The 17,189-nt window shown below is 62.3% G+C and carries 21 protein-coding genes, 1 pseudogene and 1 riboswitch; of the genes and pseudogenes, 10 read left to right on the top strand and 12 right to left on the bottom strand.

What is annotated here, in order from left to right; all coding sequences use genetic code 11:
* Positions 1–59: 59 nt before the first annotated feature.
* Both EYW47_RS27370 and EYW47_RS27365 read right to left on the bottom strand, forming a co-directional pair.
* Positions 60–329, bottom strand: coding sequence for a hypothetical protein (locus tag EYW47_RS27370; RefSeq protein ID WP_133197966.1), 270 nt, complete (start codon positions 327–329; stop codon positions 60–62).
* Positions 330–657: 328 nt separating this feature from the next.
* Positions 658–1,752: an SDR family oxidoreductase gene (locus EYW47_RS27365; RefSeq protein ID WP_133197965.1), complete on the bottom strand. Its 1,095-nt coding sequence runs from the start codon at positions 1,750–1,752 to the stop codon at positions 658–660.
* Positions 1,753–2,058: 306 nt separating this feature from the next.
* Between EYW47_RS27365 and EYW47_RS27360 the strand changes: the two genes are divergently transcribed.
* Positions 2,059–2,433 carry a DUF190 domain-containing protein gene (locus EYW47_RS27360; protein WP_133197964.1) on the top strand — a complete coding sequence of 125 codons (375 nt, stop codon included), beginning with the start codon at positions 2,059–2,061 and terminating at the stop codon, positions 2,431–2,433.
* Positions 2,430–2,798 carry a DUF190 domain-containing protein gene (locus EYW47_RS27355; protein ID WP_133197963.1) on the top strand — a complete coding sequence of 123 codons (369 nt, stop codon included), beginning with the start codon at positions 2,430–2,432 and terminating at the stop codon, positions 2,796–2,798. The genes EYW47_RS27360 and EYW47_RS27355 overlap by 4 nt, the downstream gene beginning before the upstream one ends.
* A 49-nt stretch (positions 2,799–2,847) precedes the next feature.
* Here EYW47_RS27355 and crcB read toward each other — a convergent pair whose 3' ends face one another.
* The gene (gene crcB, locus EYW47_RS27350; RefSeq protein ID WP_133198031.1) at positions 2,848–3,246 is read right to left on the bottom strand and encodes a fluoride efflux transporter CrcB; all 399 of its coding nucleotides are present in this window, start codon (positions 3,244–3,246) and stop codon (positions 2,848–2,850) included.
* A gap of 64 nt (positions 3,247–3,310) precedes the next feature.
* A riboswitch (Fluoride riboswitch) is annotated at positions 3,311–3,374 on the bottom strand.
* Between the two features lie 84 nt (positions 3,375–3,458).
* Here crcB and EYW47_RS27345 point away from each other — a divergent pair.
* Entirely contained in the window at positions 3,459–3,650 is a 192-nt protein-coding gene (locus EYW47_RS27345; protein ID WP_420819403.1) for an FmdB family zinc ribbon protein, read from the top strand.
* 27 nt (positions 3,651–3,677) lie between these two features.
* On the opposite strand, the pseudogene EYW47_RS27340 reads toward EYW47_RS27345, so the two are convergent.
* Positions 3,678–4,045 (bottom strand): annotated as a pseudogene (locus EYW47_RS27340) (LysE family translocator); the annotation flags it as partial.
* A 67-nt stretch (positions 4,046–4,112) separates the two neighbouring features.
* Positions 4,113–4,559, bottom strand: coding sequence for a MarR family winged helix-turn-helix transcriptional regulator (locus EYW47_RS27335; protein ID WP_133197962.1), 447 nt, complete (start codon positions 4,557–4,559; stop codon positions 4,113–4,115).
* 83 nt (positions 4,560–4,642) lie between these two features.
* Between EYW47_RS27335 and EYW47_RS27330 the strand changes: the two genes are divergently transcribed.
* Positions 4,643–5,008 carry a YciI family protein gene (locus tag EYW47_RS27330; RefSeq protein WP_133197961.1) on the top strand — a complete coding sequence of 122 codons (366 nt, stop codon included), beginning with the start codon at positions 4,643–4,645 and terminating at the stop codon, positions 5,006–5,008.
* A gap of 91 nt (positions 5,009–5,099) precedes the next feature.
* Positions 5,100–5,717 (top strand): glutathione S-transferase family protein, encoded by a 618-nt coding sequence (locus EYW47_RS27325; RefSeq protein ID WP_133197960.1) that lies wholly within the window; start codon positions 5,100–5,102, stop codon positions 5,715–5,717.
* 24 nt (positions 5,718–5,741) lie between these two features.
* Here the strand turns inward: EYW47_RS27325 and EYW47_RS27320 are convergent, their stop codons facing one another.
* The 5 genes from EYW47_RS27320 to EYW47_RS27300 form a co-directional block, all read right to left on the bottom strand.
* The gene (locus EYW47_RS27320; protein ID WP_133197959.1) at positions 5,742–6,662 is read right to left on the bottom strand and encodes a 3-hydroxyacyl-CoA dehydrogenase family protein; all 921 of its coding nucleotides are present in this window, start codon (positions 6,660–6,662) and stop codon (positions 5,742–5,744) included.
* Positions 6,663–6,759: 97 nt separating this feature from the next.
* Positions 6,760–7,041, bottom strand: a complete 282-nt coding sequence (locus EYW47_RS27315; protein ID WP_133197958.1) for a DUF4148 domain-containing protein — start codon at positions 7,039–7,041, stop codon at positions 6,760–6,762.
* 273 nt (positions 7,042–7,314) lie between these two features.
* The gene (gene oxlT / locus EYW47_RS27310; RefSeq protein WP_133197957.1) at positions 7,315–8,607 is read right to left on the bottom strand and encodes an oxalate/formate MFS antiporter; all 1,293 of its coding nucleotides are present in this window, start codon (positions 8,605–8,607) and stop codon (positions 7,315–7,317) included.
* A gap of 155 nt (positions 8,608–8,762) precedes the next feature.
* The gene (locus EYW47_RS27305; protein ID WP_133197956.1) at positions 8,763–9,755 is read right to left on the bottom strand and encodes a YncE family protein; all 993 of its coding nucleotides are present in this window, start codon (positions 9,753–9,755) and stop codon (positions 8,763–8,765) included.
* 64 nt (positions 9,756–9,819) lie between these two features.
* The gene (locus EYW47_RS27300; RefSeq protein WP_165976688.1) at positions 9,820–10,968 is read right to left on the bottom strand and encodes a porin; all 1,149 of its coding nucleotides are present in this window, start codon (positions 10,966–10,968) and stop codon (positions 9,820–9,822) included.
* Positions 10,969–11,800: 832 nt separating this feature from the next.
* Between EYW47_RS27300 and EYW47_RS27295 the strand changes: the two genes are divergently transcribed.
* The 5 genes from EYW47_RS27295 to EYW47_RS27275 all read left to right on the top strand — a co-directional run bounded on the left by EYW47_RS27295 (position 11,801) and on the right by EYW47_RS27275 (position 15,184).
* A complete protein-coding gene (locus EYW47_RS27295) occupies positions 11,801–12,478 on the top strand; it encodes a response regulator (RefSeq protein WP_133197954.1) in 678 nt (225 codons plus the stop codon).
* 242 nt (positions 12,479–12,720) lie between these two features.
* Positions 12,721–12,984: a hypothetical protein gene (locus EYW47_RS27290; protein ID WP_133197953.1), complete on the top strand. Its 264-nt coding sequence runs from the start codon at positions 12,721–12,723 to the stop codon at positions 12,982–12,984.
* 90 nt (positions 12,985–13,074) lie between these two features.
* On the top strand, positions 13,075–13,689 hold the full coding sequence (locus EYW47_RS27285) for a J domain-containing protein (RefSeq protein ID WP_133197952.1): 615 nt from the start codon (positions 13,075–13,077) through the stop codon (positions 13,687–13,689).
* 236 nt (positions 13,690–13,925) lie between these two features.
* On the top strand, positions 13,926–14,678 hold the full coding sequence (locus tag EYW47_RS27280; protein ID WP_133197951.1) for a carbonic anhydrase family protein: 753 nt from the start codon (positions 13,926–13,928) through the stop codon (positions 14,676–14,678).
* 128 nt (positions 14,679–14,806) lie between these two features.
* The gene (locus EYW47_RS27275) at positions 14,807–15,184 is read left to right on the top strand and encodes a hypothetical protein (RefSeq protein ID WP_133197950.1); all 378 of its coding nucleotides are present in this window, start codon (positions 14,807–14,809) and stop codon (positions 15,182–15,184) included.
* A gap of 8 nt (positions 15,185–15,192) precedes the next feature.
* Here EYW47_RS27275 and EYW47_RS27270 read toward each other — a convergent pair whose 3' ends face one another.
* The gene (locus EYW47_RS27270) at positions 15,193–15,486 is read right to left on the bottom strand and encodes a GYD domain-containing protein (RefSeq protein ID WP_133197949.1); all 294 of its coding nucleotides are present in this window, start codon (positions 15,484–15,486) and stop codon (positions 15,193–15,195) included.
* Positions 15,487–15,535: 49 nt separating this feature from the next.
* Entirely contained in the window at positions 15,536–16,930 is a 1,395-nt protein-coding gene (locus EYW47_RS27265) for an FAD-binding oxidoreductase (protein ID WP_133197948.1), read from the bottom strand.
* Between the last annotated feature and the right edge of the window lie 259 nt (positions 16,931–17,189).

Genomic DNA, 17,189 nt, shown 5'->3' with positions numbered 1-17,189 from the left:
TCGCAGACTTTCTGCTGGTGGGAGCGCTTGCCGGGCAACCGATGGCCGCAAGGCAAGCGCTATGTCATGACAATCTCACGGCCGCTCGGGCTAAAACGGTAACCGCCACCCGAGCGGCTGGCATCGTATATGGCCCTGTCTGCTCTATCGACGAGATCGGCAAGCGTTTCGCTGGCCGCCTCAGGGGGTGCGATGCCGATGCTCGGTCCAATCGCGCTTGCCTGCCAGGCGGACACGAGGGCCGAGGCGAAGAGGGCGGCAACGATGCATGCATAGATCGCGAGCGAGCGCCGCCGCTCCGCAGTAATGGTCTTTCGCATCTCGATCACGGTTCGCCCCCAACGTTGCCGGCGGAAACACTCCGCATCAGCATTGCGAACCAAGTCTAGCTATCTGTCCGAACATCAATCTGGAGATTAGAGGTAAATCGTGCTGGCATCTCGCCTGTTTGACCGCGAGCGGTAGATATTGCCGCTAGAGGCGGCATGGCGAGCGCTGCACAGGCGCCGACCACGGCGATTCCCGGTTCATTGAGGCCGGGAATTCGCAGGAAGGTCGGTGCGATTAAGGGCACGTACGACGCCTGACGACGCCGCGAGGGTGCACGGATATACGGGTCGGAGGATTAATCATGCTTGCCTCCCGCCGCGGCCAGAATTATAGCGAAGGTGGCAGGAGCTTGCGGTCGATGAACGACTGGAGCGCTGCGCAGAACGCATCGCGGGTGTCGATCGCGGCGTTGAAGCCGGCTTTGCGAAGCTTGATAGTACTAACGAATGCCACTGGGCCCGCCGGTGCGCCGTAGGCAAACGCAAAGTCGGCATGTTGATCGCCTTGGCCGACGAACGCGCGCAAATCGCCGCTCGCAAGACCGTGCCTGGCGACGATTTTTGCCCATACGTCGGCGTTCTCGCGAATGTACTGCGTCACGCTGACCGGTTCGTCGCCGCCCGTTTGCACACCCAGCGTCCTGGCCATGGCGGGCCATACGCTGCGCCATTCGAAGACATCGCCGTTGGTGACGTTGAAGATCTCGTTGGCCGCTTGCGGAGCTTGCGCCGCCCACACCATGACCTGCGCGACGAGATCGGCATCGGCCATTTCCCAGACGAACGACGGGCCGCCGGGGAAGCTGAACGGCTCGCCTTTCTCGCGGCGGATGGCGGCATAGACGCCAATGGCGGGGAGCACGTTGAGCGCGCCGGGCGTCTTGCCGGTGACGAGTTGAGGGCGCAGCACGGTATAGGTGAAGCCGTGCTGCGCCGCCGTGGCGCTCAGGTAGTCCTGCTGATCAAAGAAGAAGTTCGCGTGATCGTCGCGCGGGTCGCTCTCACGCGCGGGAACGGCGATAGGGTGAAGGTGGACGCCGTACGCTTTCGTCCCCTGCAAAATGGACACGTGCTTGAGTGCGGGCTTGCCCGAAACGAGCGGCTCGATCACGTTGCGCAGCATCGCATTGTTGATCTCGATCTGCTCGGCGTTCGACCAGCCGCTTACCAGGTCGCCCGCATTCTCGTAGATGGCCGCGTACGCCACATGCGTAATGCCGGCGAGTGTGGCGAGTGCCGCGCGCGCGGCGCTTCCGTTGCGCAGATCCACCGGGATGAACTCGAAATCGCGGCCGCTCGGCAGTTCCGGCTTGCGCCTTGAAATGCCCACGACATCCCAGCCCGAAGAGAGAAAGGCTTCAATTGCGGCCACGCCGATGAGTCCGCTTGCTCCTGCTACCAGAACTTTGTTTGCCGTGCTCATTGCTGTTCTCCATATCCGTGAATTTCATTGCGGCCCAGGCCTTGCAGTCCGATTCGAAAACATCGGCATCTGCCTGAGCGATCCTTGCCGACTGGATGCCGGTCACCGGAAATGTAGTTTTGGCGGTGCTTGCCCGGTAGTAGCGGACGCGGAATCACGCTTATTCCGCGCAGGCATGGACATGGCGTCTCGAGGCGCCTGGCGGGAGGATCGAGGCGCGCCCCGGCGGCTTGTAAGCCCGCCGTGCGCAGCGTAGAGTCGGATGAGGACATGGCGTGGCCTGCCCGACCGACGCCGGAGGCGATCATGCGAGGAAGTCAACTCACCGTCTACGTGGCGAACCAGAGTCATCGCGTGCGACACATGCCGGTCGTCGAGTGGATTCTCGACGAGGCGAGGCATGCCGGCATCCAGGGCGCGACGGTGGTCGACATTGCCGAAGGCGTGGACGTGAATGGCAAATACCACGCGGCGCGTTTTTTCGAACTCGCCGAGCAATCGGTGGCCGTCTCGGTCGTCGCCGGCGGCGACGCGATCGAACAGTTGCTCGCCAAACTTCACGAGGGCGGCATTCGGCTCTTTTATACGCGCGCACCCATCGAATACGACACGCTTGGCGCGGACGAGACGGACAAGGCGGGCGAAACGGATGAATCGCATGAGCGGCGGAGGGCGACATGAACGGTTACCAGCTCACGTTCTATACCGAGCAGAATCGCCACCACGGGCATCGCACGGTTTGCGAGTGGCTCCTGCACGAAGCGAAGCAACTGGGTATCCACGGCGCCACCGTGATCAACTGTGCGCAAGGCACGGGTCATGCGGGTGCGCATCACGCGGCCCATATGCTCAAGCTTGCCGACCAGCCCGTGCAGATCATCCTCGCCGCCACGGAAGACGAGGCACAGCGCATGCTCGATGCCGTCAAAGCCGCGCAGGTGCACGTGTTCTATACGCGTTCGCCCATTGAATTCGGCGTGCTGGGTGGCGATGCCCCGCCCAGCGAGCATAAGCATTTTTCGCTATTCAGGCGCAAGCCGCAGTGAGCCGGTGCGGCAAGGCGCGCGCAGCGGCTTGCCGATCTTCGCTGGCGGTTCATGGAGAAACGGGCATGGCGGCGCTCACGGTGGCAATGCCGAGCACCGTCATGAGCAGCGACGCGCACACGTGAATCGCGATCTCCGCGGCGGCCCAGCCGGGGCGGCCCTCCTGAATGTGGGCGACGACTTCGGCGGAGAAAGTGGAGAACGTCGACAGCCCGCCCATGAGGCCCGTGATCACGAACAAGCGCCATTCGCCGGGGACTTCGGGGAGCCGCGCGAAAAAGGCCACGGCCACGCCAATCACGTAGCCTGCGATCACATTGGCTGCAAACGTTCCGAGGGGAAGTTCGGGAAAGACACCGTTCAGACGCAGGCCGAGAAACCAGCGAAACAGCGAACCCAGTGCGCCGCCAATGGCAACGGCAATGACGGCAAGTACCGGCTGATACATGTTGATGCCCCTGTATGTGCGCACCCGCAGCGACACGGGCAGCTTCGCTGCGCATGCGTTCGGGTTGGTCACAGGCATCATCAGCTCGGTATGAGCGGTTAAGGGAGAATGCCATCTCCACGCAGGAGTGTATCAGGCGAGGGCGCCATGCCGGCGAATTTATTCCGCGTGTCTATTGAGTTCCTCTATTCACGAGCCATACTGGTATCCACATGCAGAGTCGATCCCGGAGGACTGTCATGCCGACCTACCAATACCGCTGCGAAAAGTGTGGAGAAACGTTCGAGAGTGTCGAGCATCTAGCCGAGCATCAGGGGGCCCATCCACGCTGCCCGCACTGCGGAAGCGAGCAGGTTCAGCACGTGCCTACAACATTCGTGCCCAAGACTTCGAGAAAAAGCTGACCTCGCCGCCCTCGCGGCGATTTCCGGTCAGCGGGCGGCCAGCATGCGGCCCCCGAGTGCGATCAATAGCAAACCGGCGGCGGTTTCGAGCGCCGCTTTGCGTCGAAACAGCGTCTGACGAATGGTGGGGTGAGACGCGAGCAGCGCCATTGCGCAGTACCAGGCGCCCTCGATGCCGATCGAGAGGCCGATCACGGCGAAATCGAGGCGGGCACCATCACCGCGAAAATGCTCCCATAGAACGCAATGGCTTTCGGATTCGTCATGCTGACGAGATAACCTTACTTCGCGGCGGCCCAGCCCGAAGTCGCGGCCAGCTTCGCAACGGGCAACGGCTGCCGCGTGGTCCGGGGCATTTTTATGCCCAGCCAGATCAGATCGAGGGCACCAGACAAGGTTGTGCGCGCAACAAATTGACTTGTGCAGGAACTGTGGCGTGTGCAACTGCTGCACCGCGCGAAGCTATGAAAGCGCGCGCAACTGCTGGCGCAGCCGGTCGACCTCACCGGGGGCGAATGGCTGCTCGATTTCGGCATGCGTCTGTTGCCACACCGGGAATGCCTGGGCGAGCAGCCGGTGGCCATCGGGCGTCAGGCTCAGCAGACGGCTGCGCTTGTCCTCCGGATCTTGCTCGATGCGCACGAGGCCCCGCCGCTCGAGCGGTTTGAGCGCGGCCGTCAGGGTAGTGCGATCCATTGCCAGCAACGTCGACACGTCTTTCATCGCCGGCGGCTGCGGCCGATTGAGCGACATCAGCAGCGAGAACTGGCCGTTCGTGAGATCCAGCGAACGCAAGGCTTCGTCGAAAATCCGCGCAAGGTTGCGCGCCGCCCGTTGCATATGCAGACACAGGCAGCAATCGCGCACCATGAGCGTCGTATCGAAGGGCAGTTTCTTTGCGGCTGACATGTTGCAATTATGTTGATATCAACCTATATTGTCAAGGCCGGAGGAGCAGCATCCCGTTGCTCCCATCATCAGGTGGAGGTCGCATGAGCGATCAGAAACTGTTTCTCGCCGTTTTCCTCGGCAGCAAGGACAACCCGCGCTCGCAGGCGTGGTGGGCGCTTCCTGAAGACACGAGGGCCGAGCGCGCGCGGGAGGGCATTGCCGCGTGGAAGGCGTGGGTGGAAGAGCACAAGGCGGATATCGTCGATCTGGGCGGCCCGCTCGGCAAGACCAAGAGCATCGGCGAGGAGGGCATCGAGGATACGACCAATGCGCTCACGGGTTTTACGGTCGTGCGCGCCGCTTCGCACGAAGAGGCGGCCAAATTGTTCGAACGCCATCCGCATTTCACGATTTTCCCCGGAGATTCGATCGAAGTGATGCCCGTTCTTCCGATCCCTGGCGGCTGAATGGAGTGATCTGCCGGATAGCGGGCGCCGCGAGCCGGCAAGTTGCCGCTGCCCGCAATGGAAGTGTTTTTTGACAGTTTGGAGGATCGTGATGAAGCTTTACGGATTTGCTGGAACCCGTTCGCAACGCGCGCTCTGGGGGCTGAAGGAAGTCGACGCCGATTTTGAGTTCATATCGGTCAACTTGCTCGAGGGCGAGCACAAGCGGCCGGAATTCCTGCGCCTGAATCCGGCGGGCAAGGTGCCCGTGCTGGTCGACGGCGACCGGGTCATTCCCGAATCGGCGGCAATCGTGCTGTACCTCGCGGACAAATATCCGGAGAAAGGGCTGCTGCCCACCGATCTCGAAGAGCGGGCGCAGGTGTATCGCTGGACCCTGTTCGCGGTGACGGAGCTCGAACAACCGCTTTGGCGCATCACGCGGCACAGCTTCCTCTACCCGCCGGACAAGCGTTCGCCGGCCGATATCGAACTCGCGCGCGCCGATTTCATCACCATGGCTGCCGTTCTCGACAAGCATCTCGAAGGGCGCGAGTTCATTGTGGGCGACAGGCTCACGGTGGCCGACTGTGTGACGGCCTATCTGATGGACTGGGCCAACGAAGTGCAGCTGATCGATACGTTCCCGCGTTTGCAGGCGTATCTCGAGCGTCTCTACGCACGCCCCGAAGCGCCGCAGCGTATCGCCGACGCGCGCAAGGCTGCGTGAGACCGGCGGCGTGCGCGGCGCCGCTCAACCGCCCGCGATCAGCTTGCGGCGCGCCGCCTTCACGCGGGCGAGATGCGCCTCGTCCCAGTCGTAGAAGCCCGCGCCGCTGCGCACACCGACGCGTCCGGCGTCCGCCTGCTCGCGCAGCAGATCGATGACGCCTTCGTCTTTCGCGAGTGTGGGCATGAGGTGCGAAGCAATATCGACGAACGTGTCGAGGCCGCCCATGTCCGCGCTCTCGAATGGTCCGACGATCCCCCATCGACGGCCGAGCGATACCTTCATCACGCGGTCGACCACTTCGGGGCTCGCCGCGCCCGAGCGCACGATATTGAGCGCTTCGCGCAGCACGGCGAACTGCAGCCGGTTGCCGACGAAGCCCGGAATCGCCTTGGCGAGCACGACCGGCTCCATGCCGATCGCGGCCATGAGCGCCTCGGTACGCGCCGTGACTTCGGGCGCGGTCGCGCGGCCCGGCACCACCTCGACGAGCGGGATCATGTGAGGCGGGTTCCAGAAGTGCGCGATCAGGAAACGCTCGGGCTGGGGCAGAGGGCCCGCGAGCAGATCGGGCTCGAAGCCGCTGGTGTTGCTCGCGAGAATCGCATCGGGCGCGAGCACGGCGCCGAGCTGCGTATAGAGCCGGTGCTTGAGATCGAGCACCTCGGGCACGGCTTCGAATACGAACTGTGCCTGGGCCATGGCGTTGAGCCGGCTATCCGTTTCGATGCGCGCGAGCGCTGCCGCGCGGGTGGCGGTGTCGATGCGGCCAGCGTCGACAAGCTCGTCGAGTACCGCGCCGGCTTTCGCTGCCACAGTCCCGAGCCTTGCGGGATCGACGTCATGCACGATCGTGTGCAGGCCATGCAGCGCACATTGTGTCGCGATGCCGACGCCCATCAGACCCGTGCCGACCACACCCACCACTGTCACCGTACTGTCCATGCCGACTGGCCTCCTTGCCCGTTCCTTGCAGAGACTGCAAGCATAGCGCCTTGCGTCGTGCTTACGGTCCGTGGCGGGCAATTCGGCCGGATACGCTTCAATCGTGCTGCATGTTCGGGGCCGTCGTGGGCGCGGGTTGGCCCGGCGCCGGCGCGTGGCCGGAGCCAGCGGCCCCGGCAGCAATGCGCGCTTCGGCCGCCTGCAGGTCGGAAGGATATTTGTTGTCGTGCCCAGTGGGCTTGTAGCCGGCTTTCTCGATCTGGGCCAATTGCTCGCGCACCTGAGCGCGCGTGGGCGACGCATTGGGTGCCTGAGCGAAAGAAAGGGCCGGTACAAGCCACGCGGCCGCGATGGCGGTCAGTTTAAGTGTCCGGTTCATAGTCTGTGCCTCCAGCTATTCAGGTGTCAGCGCTGCGGACCCAGGGCGGGTCAGTAGCTGGCACGGCTAGCTTGGCGGCACAGGCTTAAGGAATGGTTAACGTAAGGGGGCGTCCGGCCATCGCGGCAGAAGACGCTTTACCGGCGGGCCCCCGGCGAGCCCCCAAACGGGGCTCGATAAAACGGAACTCGATAAAACGGAACTCGATAAAACGGGGCTCGATAAATCCCGCTCACCACCGCTAAACCGCCAGCGCGAAGCTGGCGGCGCGGCTCATTGAGTCTGGAGTGCTGGTGCAACCTCGTCGCCCATTCCCGCGAACCACTGCTTTCGCATGGGCGCGAGAATGAGCTTGGCCGATACGCCTGCGACGATCGACACGATGGCCGAGCCGATCAGCACGTGCTCCCACGAGCCGCCCGCGGCCACCAGCGAAGCGATCGGGACGAGCAGCGACGCGGTGCCCTTGGCCGTATAAAGCGTGCCAGCGTTCGACGACGCGTATTGGCTGCCGAACGTATCCGCGCAGATCGCCGGGAAGATCGAGAAAATCTCTCCCCAGCACAGGAAGATCAGCGGCGCAAAAATAAGGAATGCATAGGGATCGTGTCCGTAGGCATTCATGCCGAGCAACGCAAGCCCTTCGCCAACGAACACGATCAGCATGGTGTTCTCGCGGCCGATCTTGTCGGACAGCAGGCCGCAGATGGGACGCGTGAGCCCGTTGAGCAGATTGTCGACCGAAAGCGCCAGCGTCAGCAAGGGCAGCGTTGCGCCAAAGAATTGCACGGGGAGCTTCGCGAAGCCAAACGATTTCGCGATCGGGCCGAGCTGCGCTGTGGCGATCAGGCCGCCGGCGGCTACGAGCACGAACAGCAAATAGATCATCCAGAAAAGCGGCGTTTTGACCATCTGCCCCGGCGTGTAGTCGACCTTGCTCGTCACGACGCGCGCGACCGGTTTGATGCCGGGCCCCGGCTTCGGACGAATCAACGCAATGCCTAGAATAAAGATCGCGATGCCCTGAATGACGCCAAACACGAAGAACGTCTGCCGATAGCCTGAATCGTGAATCATGTTCGCGATCGGGATCACCGTGAGCGCGGCGCCGGCGCCGAAGCCCGCAGCGGTCAGGCCGGCGGCAAGGCCGCGCCGGTCGGGAAACCACTTCAGCGCGTTGCCGACGCAGGTGCCATACACGCAGCCCGCCCCGAGTCCGGCGACGACCGAAGCGGCGTAGAGCACGGGCAGCGTGGTGGCGAACGAATCGATCACCCAGCTTAGTGCGACGAAGATGGCTCCCGCCATGACGACGGGGCGCGGGCCGAAGCGGTCGACCAGCCAGCCCTCGACTGGCACGAGCCACGTTTCGACCAGAATGAAGATGGAGAACGCCGTCTGAACCTCGGCGGAGGTCCAGAGATTCTGCGTTTTCATCGGGACAACGAAGAGTGTCCACGCATACTGCAGGTTGGCGACGAGCGCCATGCAGGCAATGCCGATGAACAATTGCGTCCACCGGTTTCCCAGCATGGGTTGCCCTGCCGGCGAGGCAGCGGATGACATGATGACTTCTCCCACAGATTGGAGGCCGGGTGACGGCGCGCGTGGGTGCGATTGCGTGCGAGCCAGCGTGCCGTGCCCTGTTTCGTGCAGCGTAGGCGCCGTCCGGGCAGGGCTGGCGGACTTGCCGCTGCGCCACCCGAAACCGGCGTGCGATATCAGGACTTCTGCTCGTACACCCCAACCTTGTTGCTTTCGTTGAGATAGACGTAGACGCGATGGGTTGCCGTATCGACCGTCAGGGTATGGACCTTGGGCTCGGTGTGGATGTGGTCGACGACCTGGTTCGAATCCAGATCGACCACTTCGAGGCTGCCGGTTTTGTCGCCGATGAACGCGCGGCGCTTGTCGGTGTCGATCGCCGTCTGGTCCACCGCGCCCGCCACGTTGATCGTGGTGACGAGCTTGCCCGTTGTCGGGTCCACCACGAGCATCTTCTTGTCGCTGGTGCCGAAAATCAGGTGATTCGTCTTGCTGTCGTAGACCCCGCCCTTGGCGTCGCCTTTCAGGCCGAAATCCCAGACCGCTTCGATCTCGTGCGTGTTCGGATTGATCACGTCGATCTTGCTGCCAACCGGCTGATACAGGCGGTCGGTGGAGGCGACATAGAGCGCGACGTCCGGTCCGTCCTTGTCGTCTTCGGGTTTCAGCTTGAACGTTGCTTTGAGCGTGTACGGCGAGGCCGGATCAAAAACGGCTTCGTTGTTGCTGTCGTCGTTCGCAAGCAGGATCGTGCCGGTCCTGGTGTCGACATTCACGCCGTCGGGGGTTTTTCCGCCGCTGTCGACGGCAGCCACGCGGTCGAACGAATGTTTGTCATAGACGATCAGCTTGCCCGTGGTCGCGTCCGTGACGTAGGCGTGGTTTGCGTCGAAATCGATGCCGTTGCCGGAGTCTACGTTCGGCAGCGTCTTCTTGATCGTCATGGTCTTTGCATCGATCACCACGACATTGTGATCGGGCGACTGTGACAGCCAAACCGCGTGGGTGTCCTTGTCGTAGGTGACCCAATCGCCGTGTCCGCCCTTGCTGCCGGGCAGGTCGATCGTCTTGACGAGCTGGTACTGCGACGTTTGCGCGTGGGCCGCGACCGAGCACAGCCCCATCGTGGCGAGACAGATCGTCAACGTTGTGTGCCTGAAAAAAGCCATGTTGCCTCCAAAGGAATTGACCGCGTTTGTGATGGGTTTTATCGACTGCCTTGAATATCCGGGGTCAGAATTTGTGCGTGATGCCGAGAATCGCCACGACCTGCGAACGGGTGCTCGAACTCGCCGCCAGATCGCCCACCGTGCCGCCCGCCGCGACGATCGTTGAGCCGTCTTCGCTGAATGTCGTGCCGCTCGCGTGGGAGTACGCGACGTCTGCGTAGAAGCTCGTGCGCTTGCTCAGCGAGTAGGTGGCGTTCGCGCCGAAGTTGTTGTAGGTGGCCGACGACGCACCGCTCGAGTGCGTGTAGACGTAGTTGAGCGCACCGGACAGTTCGGGGTTGAACTGATACTGAAGCGCCGCGCCGCCAACGTTGAACGTCTCTGTGCGGTTGAATGCGCCGTAATTCGTGTACGGCTTGTACTGGGCGTTGCTGTAGCGGATGTTGGCGGTCAGGCTGCCAATGACGTACTGTGCGGCGACTTGCACGATCTGGCGCGAGCCGAACATCGGCGTTGCGCCGGACAGCGGCGTTACCGAGTTATCCTGAGTCAGGTCGGCCGCGCCGTTGCCGTTCACGTCGTTCTTCGAGAACAGATAGCCCGTGGCCAGCGTCAAGCCCCCGTTGTTGTACGCCGCGGCGGCCCCGTACGAATGGCCGCCGGTCGCATTGCCGGCAATCCCGCCCACGCCGTACATCAATTCGTACTGGAAGCCGGCGTAGGTCGGGCTTGCGTACTTGATCGAGTTATTGATCCACACCGAGTTGTCGTTGTTGTCGGCGTCGCCCGGCGTGGTGAAAACCGGTCCCGCAAAGTTGTCGCCGGTAATCGGCTGGATCAGGTCGACCGTTGGATCGAATTGCCGTCCCAGTGTCAGCGTTCCATAGGCATCGTCGGCGAGACCGACGGTGGACTGGTGGGCGAAAATGCGATTGTTCGATAGCGATCCATGCGTGATGTCGAACGAGCTTTCCAGGGTGAAGATCGCGTTCAGCCCGCCGCCGAGTTCTTCCTTGCCTTTGAGACCCCAATACGTCGATGCGTTGTCGCCGCTTTGCATCGCCACCAGAGAATGGCCGCCCGTGTTGTTGAAGTAGGCGGCGGCTTCGTCGAGCGAGCCGTACAGCGTGACGCTGCTCTGAGCATGCACTGCGGCTGACGCGGATACGGTCAGTACTCCGATGCAAATGGCTCGATACCTGAAATAGCTCACAACATCTCCTTTCATTAGTAGTAGTTTGTCGTTCGAATGCAGGAATGCAGGAATGCGGAATTCGGTGCCGAAGATCGATGCTCTGGAACAGGGGAGGCGTTCGAGATCGCACGCCGCAGCCATGTTGGGCAGGCCGCTTTGGCGCCGCGTTGAGCGCGCTCGACTGGAGGTTCGAGGCGGGTATCAACTGTTCCGGAACGAACTTTGACGGCGCGCCGAGCTTAAGGACAATCGAATAATTTTATGCGCACGATAAGAGAAAGCTTATGCCTGAAAGCCGTTTAAATGATCGGCGGTTATGGTCTGGCGTGCTGCGCTGCGGGCCTTCGCGTGACGAAATGGTTACATCGTGCGCTGCAAAGCACCGTGTAGTCAGGCTGGCGCAAGTTGGTCGCGATCGCTTGCGCCGGCACTCGAATCGGAGTTTCACGTGATGGTCATAAAGGAAAATGTAAAGAAGTTGGGAGATGCGGATAGAGCGAGGTGCGTGAATACGCCATTGGATAAGGGAATTCACCGAGCGCTTTTCGGCTCTAGAAAATCACGCAAACTCTAAGCTGTTGCAAATCGGATGCTGCGGTTGAGTGCGTTAATAATCCCTTAAGGTTCGCTGTACTAGCCTGATGCGCTTTGTGTCCGGCAGCCATGCTGGGCATCATGTCGCTGATCTAACTATCCGGCGTTGGTGTTCGTGACGATATCGATGCGATGCACCGTTCTTGTAGCGCTCGTTTTGTGAGTAGTTGTTCTGAACACGCTCGATTAATGCGTCTGGTGTGACATATCGTGTCGAATTCATTGGCGGGGTATTGAATGAAATACGGGGAGCGCCATGCGCATATTGCTCGTGGGAGATGACGCATCGACAGACGCTCCGTTGCGGCGCGGATTGCGCAAGGAGGGTTTCGCTGTCGACTGGGCAAAAGATGGAGAATCGGCCATGCTCGCTCTCCGAGCGACCTCCTATGGCCTGGTGCTGCTCGATATCGGCGTATTGGGAACGGACGGGCTGGTGTTACTCGCGAAGTTGCGGCAGCGAAACGACGCGACGCCCGTGATTGTGATTACCGCGCGCGATGCGGTTCCCGACGGCGTCGCGGGCCTCGACGGCGGCGCCGACGATTACCTCGTCAAACCGTTTGCAATCGGCGAACTGCTGGCACGCATCCGCGTGGTGAACCGGCACCAGACGGGGCGCGTGCAACCGTCGCTGCAAGTAGGCGCGTTGCGGCTCGACCCTGCACAACACCGCGTATGGTTGCGCGATCAGGAAGTCGCGGTGACGACGCGTGAGTTCGCGCTGTTGCAGGAGCTCATGCGCGATCCGGCAATCGTCCTCACGCGCGCGCAGCTCGAAGAGCGCCTGTATGGATGGAACGAGGAGATTGAGAGCAACGCAATCCAGGTGCATGTCCACAATCTGCGCCGCAAGCTCGGAGGAGACGCCATCGATAACGTGCGCGGAGTGGGTTATCGCATCGGAAAGCTCGCACGATTGCCAGGCCTGTGAGCGATTTCCCCGGCTGGCGGCAAGTCAACGGAGCGCGGTGCGGTAAATCATCAGACGTGTGAAGGCTGTGCGTCAGCATGGCGTTAGATGTTTGAAAACTGCCGGGCGGTGTCCCGCGCGATGGCAACTTTGGCCGAACAATGGCAATGTGTCGGCAGAGCGGTAGGGATCCGTGTCGTTCGATCCATTTCAACATGTCACCGTGCAAGGATATTTGCGCTCGCCGCGCCGAGGAGATGAACATGACTGCCCACGACTTTGCCGAGTTTTCCTGGGATGAACAGGCAGACGTCAAGGCGGTACTGACAAGCCGGGGCTTCGAGCTCGGCGAGTTCAGGATCACGGACAAGGACCAGGGGCCGGCCGACGGCGCGAAAGGGGGCATCCGGCAGATTTCCGTGACACGGATTACCAATGGCAAGACAGAGGTCTACGACACCGACCACTTTGCCCCGTGGATCACCGATTTCGACGAGGCGCTGGTGGCGGGGAAATTCGACGACTGAGATTGCAACGTTCACAATCGGCGGCGCGCTCCGCGGGCGCGCGCGTGCCATGCTACGATCGCCGAGACTCCACTTTTATCCGGGCGAGCCATGGCGACGTTGTACGACTTGCTGGGCGTTAGCGACGACGCTAACGACGAGGAACTCAAGCGCGCCTACCGGCGCTCCGCAATGAGGGCGCATCCAGACCGCAATGTGGGGCGCGAAGCGTCCGCGCATGCGCAGTTCCAGGCGATCAAGGAGGCGTATGCGATCCTTTCCGACCCGGTGCAGCGCCGCGTTTATGACGCGGTGTATGCCGAGGAGATGGGGCGGCTTTCCCGGGCGCACGAGGAAGCCGCGCGTGCGCAGGCGGCCCGCGAGGCCGAGTATGCGCGGCACGTGGCCGTCGCGATGCGCTTTGCCGAGCAGGGCCACAATCGCGACGTCGTGTTCGGCGTGTTGCTCGGGCGCGATTGCGAATCGCAACTTGCTGGGCGCATCGCGGATGGTGCGCTCGAGCTGCATTTGTCGCGTCAGGCGAAGACCTCACCGAACGCGCAAGAGGCGGGCGCCACGCCGGACGATGCCGGGGAGCCGCAGGAGGAAAAGCCGCAGACTGCGCCGGAGCGCGCGCGCAGTGAGGAGCCTCATGCGAACACCGAGCGCGCTCAAGCGAACTTCTTCAGCGCAATCTGGCACGGGATGTTCGGCTTGCACCCTTGAGGCCGCGAGAGTGCCGCCACGAGTGCGGGGATCTGGAGGTCCATGCGCAGCCAGCGCGCGCAGGACGCACCCATAGTCTGAATCCGTTCCAATACCACCCACGAACGCTATTTTTTCTGCGCCGATTGAGTCTTGCGTGCGGGCGCCCCAGTGCTGCCGTCTTGAACCCCCCTTGCGATCACCTATAGTGAATCGGTATTCGTGAACGTCGACGCTCGAACGCGGGGGGCCAGGCCATGTGCAATACATTGGGGTATCCGAAGCAATACCGGGGTTTGGGGCGCAGGCAGTTTCTCAAGCTGGCGGGTACCGCTACGGCTACGGTCGTTGGCCTGGCTACGGGTTCGCTCAGCCCGACGCCTGCGCGCGCCGATGCATTGACCAAGGCGCAACGCGAGCGCATGACGCCCGAGCAGATCGTCGACGTGATGAAACAGGGAAACGTTCGCTTTCAGCACGGCGAGCGCAAGGCGCGCAATTATTTGCGAGAGCAAAGGGCGAGTGCGAGTGGTCAGTATCCCGCCGCGGTTTTGCTCAGTTGCATCGACTCGCGCGCACCTGCGGAAGTCATCATGGATCTCGGCATTGGCGATATTTTCAATTGCCGTGTGGCCGGCAATGTCGAGAACAACGACATCCTTGGCAGCATGGAGTTCGCGTGCAAACTCGCCGGTGCGAAGGTCATCGTCGTGATGGGGCATACGGCCTGCGGCGCCATCAAGGGTGCCATTGCCAACGTCGATCTCGGCAATCTCACGGGATTGCTGGACAGAATCAAACCGGCGGTGCAGGCAACGACCTATGAAGGCGATCGTTCCGCATCGAACTACACGTTCGTCAACGCCGTGGCCCGCAAGAACGTCGAGATGACCATTGCCAATATTCGTCAGAACAGTCCGGTGCTTGCGGCACTGGAGACCCAGGGGACGATCAAGATCGTAGGCGCGATGTATAACCTCGAAACCGGCGCCGTGGAGTTCTTCGGCTGACGATGCCGGTATCGGAGCCTGGTTCGGCCTTCCGTCTTTCAAAGCCTGCCTGTCTGCTTTACGCGTTTCGCACGATTCCGGCGCAATATAGGCGTGCGGCAACCGCGCAAGGCAACGGGGAGGCGGACATGGAAAACTTCACCAGGCTGGAGCTGTTTTGCCGGCTATTCCTCGGGCTCTTCGTGGGTTTCTTTTGCGTCACAGCCGCGCTTTTCGTGCGTTACAAGGTGGCGAATCCGCTTGCGCAGGTCGCCGCCGTGCAGTTGAAAAGCGCGCCGCAAACCGAGGCGAGCGGCGCTCCGTCAAAACCCGTCGCACCCGCTGCCAAATTGCGCCCCGCAACGCCGTCGCTAAAGCCTGAGGAAAGGATACTCATCACCTCGTCCACTTCCACGCTCGTCACGTTCATTGCGGCTGTCGTGGCCAACCTCATGAGCTGGAGAAAAGGCAAGCGTGGGCGGCGGCCAAAGGAAAGCCGCGCGCCGTCCACGCGTCGCTCGACCTGAAGCGCGCGTCAAGGGAGCTTGCCGAGCATCGCGCTAAATTCGTCCTTGTTGAAGGCGCGCAGTGTTTGCGTGCGGATATTGCCTGCGGAGCCGAGTGCGAGGCCGAATGCCATGAATCCCGCTTCATCGGCGGCTTCGATGATCGTGACAATGTCATATTGCCCCAGCGTCCAGTAAATCTGCTTCATCTCGCAACCGTAAGCCTTGGCCATTTCAGCGGTTTGGGTGGCACGCTGCGCGCTGTTTTTGACCGTGCGAATACCTTGATCCGTAAATTCCGCAAGCACCACATATGTCGGCATGACGATTCTCCTTACCAAAGTTACCCAGGCGGCTCACGTTCCATGACCGCTACGCACCGGCGGCGGGCCGGATGTTCTGATTGCAGTTGAAGAGATTGTGCGGGTCATAGCGGGTCTTGACCGCAATGAGGCGCTCCATGTTCGGACCGTAGGCGGCGGCCACGCGCGCGTGCTCGTCTTCGGTCAGGAAGTTCACATACACGCTGCCAAGCGCATAAGGCGCCGATGCGTCGAAGAAGTCCCGCGCCCAGCCAATGCAGCGCTCGTCGTCGGCGGGCTCGGTCCAGCGGCCATGCACGTTCATGACATAAAGGGCGTCGCGATTCGGATAGGCCGTGGCGTCCGGCGCCACGCGCATGGTGGCGCCGCCGATCATGCCGAAGAAAATTTCGCACTGCGGCGAGGGCACAGTGCCGATCGCGGCGGTCAAGGCGTCGATCAGGCCGTCCGGTATCTCGGCGAGATTGTGCGACTTCCAGTAGTTGCGCTCACCCGGGGTGAGCAGCGGATCGAAGCCCTTTTGCCATGCCGCGTAGGGCATCGGGCCGAGATGCTCGCCGCAGGATGGGCCAAAGCCGCGCACCGGCTCGACGGCGGCTGGCCCGTTTTCCAGCGGCCCGTTGTAGCAGATCGCGAAGACGATGACGGGCGTGCCGTGCACGCTGGCGGGGAGGAAAGGCAGCGGCGGCGCGAGACGCAGCACGCTCCACACGGTCAGCTCGTCGGGCATGCTGGCCGCGGCTTCGCGGTATTTCACCAAGGCGTCTTTGGCGGCTGCCAGTGGCAGCACGACCAGCCCGCCATAGACTTCGGGCCCGAGCGGATGAACCGCGAACTCGAACATCGTCACCACGCCGAAATTGCCGCCGCCGCCTCGAATGGCCCAGAAGAGGTCGTCGTGCTCATCGGCGCTGGCGCGCAACAACGTGCCGTCGGCACTCACGACGTCGGCCGCAAGCAGATTATCGACGGTCATGCCAAAGCGCCGGCTGAGCCAGCCGAATCCGCCGCCGAGCGTGAGCCCGGCGACGCCCGTGGTCGAATTGATGCCAAGCGGCGTGGCAAGACCGAACGCCTGTGCTTCGTGATCGAAGTCGCCTAGCTTGGCGCCGGGTTCGACATACGCGCGCTGCGTGGACGGCTCGACCCGAACCGATTTCATGGGCGACAGGTCGATCACGAGTCCGCCGTCGCAGATCGCGCTGCCCGCGATATTGTGGCCGCCGCCGCGCACGGCGATCTTCAGGCCCGCGTCGCGGGCGAACGTCACGGCATGGCGCACGTCGGCGCAGCCCTGGCAACGCACAATCACCGCGGGACGGCGGTCGATCATTGCGTTCCAGATTTGCCGGGCTTCGTCGTAGCCCGCGTCCGCCGGCAGCAGCACCTGACCGCGCAGGGCGCCTCTCAATGTTTCGATGGAATCGCTCGACAGGCTGGACATCGCACACCTCTCATTTAGGCAGATCGCGAATACCGCATGGCGTGGTCCAGTGGCGCCGGGCAGCGCAACAGACCTGTCCGGAGTCATTCGCCGGGCAATCGATGCGGGACACGAGACGCAAATCTCGCTGGGAAAGCGGGAAGAATCGGGCTTTCGTGAAGGCAGCCAGCCAGCCGGGGCGGGCGTTGCTGCGCAACCCGGCCGACGCATGCTTCGGGAGGGGGCGGGGCTGTATCAGGTTGCCGGACAACCCTGATTG

The organism is Paraburkholderia silviterrae (assembly GCF_004353915.1).
GTDB lineage: Bacteria > Pseudomonadota > Gammaproteobacteria > Burkholderiales > Burkholderiaceae > Paraburkholderia > Paraburkholderia silviterrae.
This window is presented reverse-complemented; position numbering and strand designations above follow the sequence as displayed.

Excerpts from the sequence above, each read along its gene's own strand:
- EYW47_RS27305 (WP_133197956.1), bottom strand. The coding sequence starts at position 9,755 with ATGGCTTTTTTCAGGCACACAACGTTGACGATCTGTCTCGCCACGATG.
- EYW47_RS27285 (WP_133197952.1), top strand. The coding sequence starts at position 13,075 with ATGGCGACGTTGTACGACTTGCTGGGCGTTAGCGACGACGCTAACGAC.
- oxlT (WP_133197957.1), bottom strand. The coding sequence starts at position 8,607 with ATGTCATCCGCTGCCTCGCCGGCAGGGCAACCCATGCTGGGAAACCGG.
- EYW47_RS27325 (WP_133197960.1), top strand. The coding sequence starts at position 5,100 with ATGAAGCTTTACGGATTTGCTGGAACCCGTTCGCAACGCGCGCTCTGG.
- EYW47_RS27275 (WP_133197950.1), top strand. The coding sequence starts at position 14,807 with ATGGAAAACTTCACCAGGCTGGAGCTGTTTTGCCGGCTATTCCTCGGG.
- EYW47_RS27270 (WP_133197949.1), bottom strand. The coding sequence starts at position 15,486 with ATGCCGACATATGTGGTGCTTGCGGAATTTACGGATCAAGGTATTCGC.
- EYW47_RS27280 (WP_133197951.1), top strand. The coding sequence starts at position 13,926 with ATGTGCAATACATTGGGGTATCCGAAGCAATACCGGGGTTTGGGGCGC.
- EYW47_RS27335 (WP_133197962.1), bottom strand. The coding sequence starts at position 4,559 with ATGTCAGCCGCAAAGAAACTGCCCTTCGATACGACGCTCATGGTGCGC.
- EYW47_RS27360 (WP_133197964.1), top strand. The coding sequence starts at position 2,059 with ATGCGAGGAAGTCAACTCACCGTCTACGTGGCGAACCAGAGTCATCGC.
- EYW47_RS27320 (WP_133197959.1), bottom strand. The coding sequence starts at position 6,662 with ATGGACAGTACGGTGACAGTGGTGGGTGTGGTCGGCACGGGTCTGATG.
- EYW47_RS27295 (WP_133197954.1), top strand. The coding sequence starts at position 11,801 with ATGCGCATATTGCTCGTGGGAGATGACGCATCGACAGACGCTCCGTTG.
- EYW47_RS27365 (WP_133197965.1), bottom strand. The coding sequence starts at position 1,752 with ATGAGCACGGCAAACAAAGTTCTGGTAGCAGGAGCAAGCGGACTCATC.
- EYW47_RS27315 (WP_133197958.1), bottom strand. The coding sequence starts at position 7,041 with ATGAACCGGACACTTAAACTGACCGCCATCGCGGCCGCGTGGCTTGTA.
- crcB (WP_133198031.1), bottom strand. The coding sequence starts at position 3,246 with ATGTATCAGCCGGTACTTGCCGTCATTGCCGTTGCCATTGGCGGCGCA.
- EYW47_RS27265 (WP_133197948.1), bottom strand. The coding sequence starts at position 16,930 with ATGTCCAGCCTGTCGAGCGATTCCATCGAAACATTGAGAGGCGCCCTG.
- EYW47_RS27345 (WP_420819403.1), top strand. The coding sequence starts at position 3,459 with ATGCAGAGTCGATCCCGGAGGACTGTCATGCCGACCTACCAATACCGC.
- EYW47_RS27355 (WP_133197963.1), top strand. The coding sequence starts at position 2,430 with ATGAACGGTTACCAGCTCACGTTCTATACCGAGCAGAATCGCCACCAC.
- EYW47_RS27290 (WP_133197953.1), top strand. The coding sequence starts at position 12,721 with ATGACTGCCCACGACTTTGCCGAGTTTTCCTGGGATGAACAGGCAGAC.
- EYW47_RS27330 (WP_133197961.1), top strand. The coding sequence starts at position 4,643 with ATGAGCGATCAGAAACTGTTTCTCGCCGTTTTCCTCGGCAGCAAGGAC.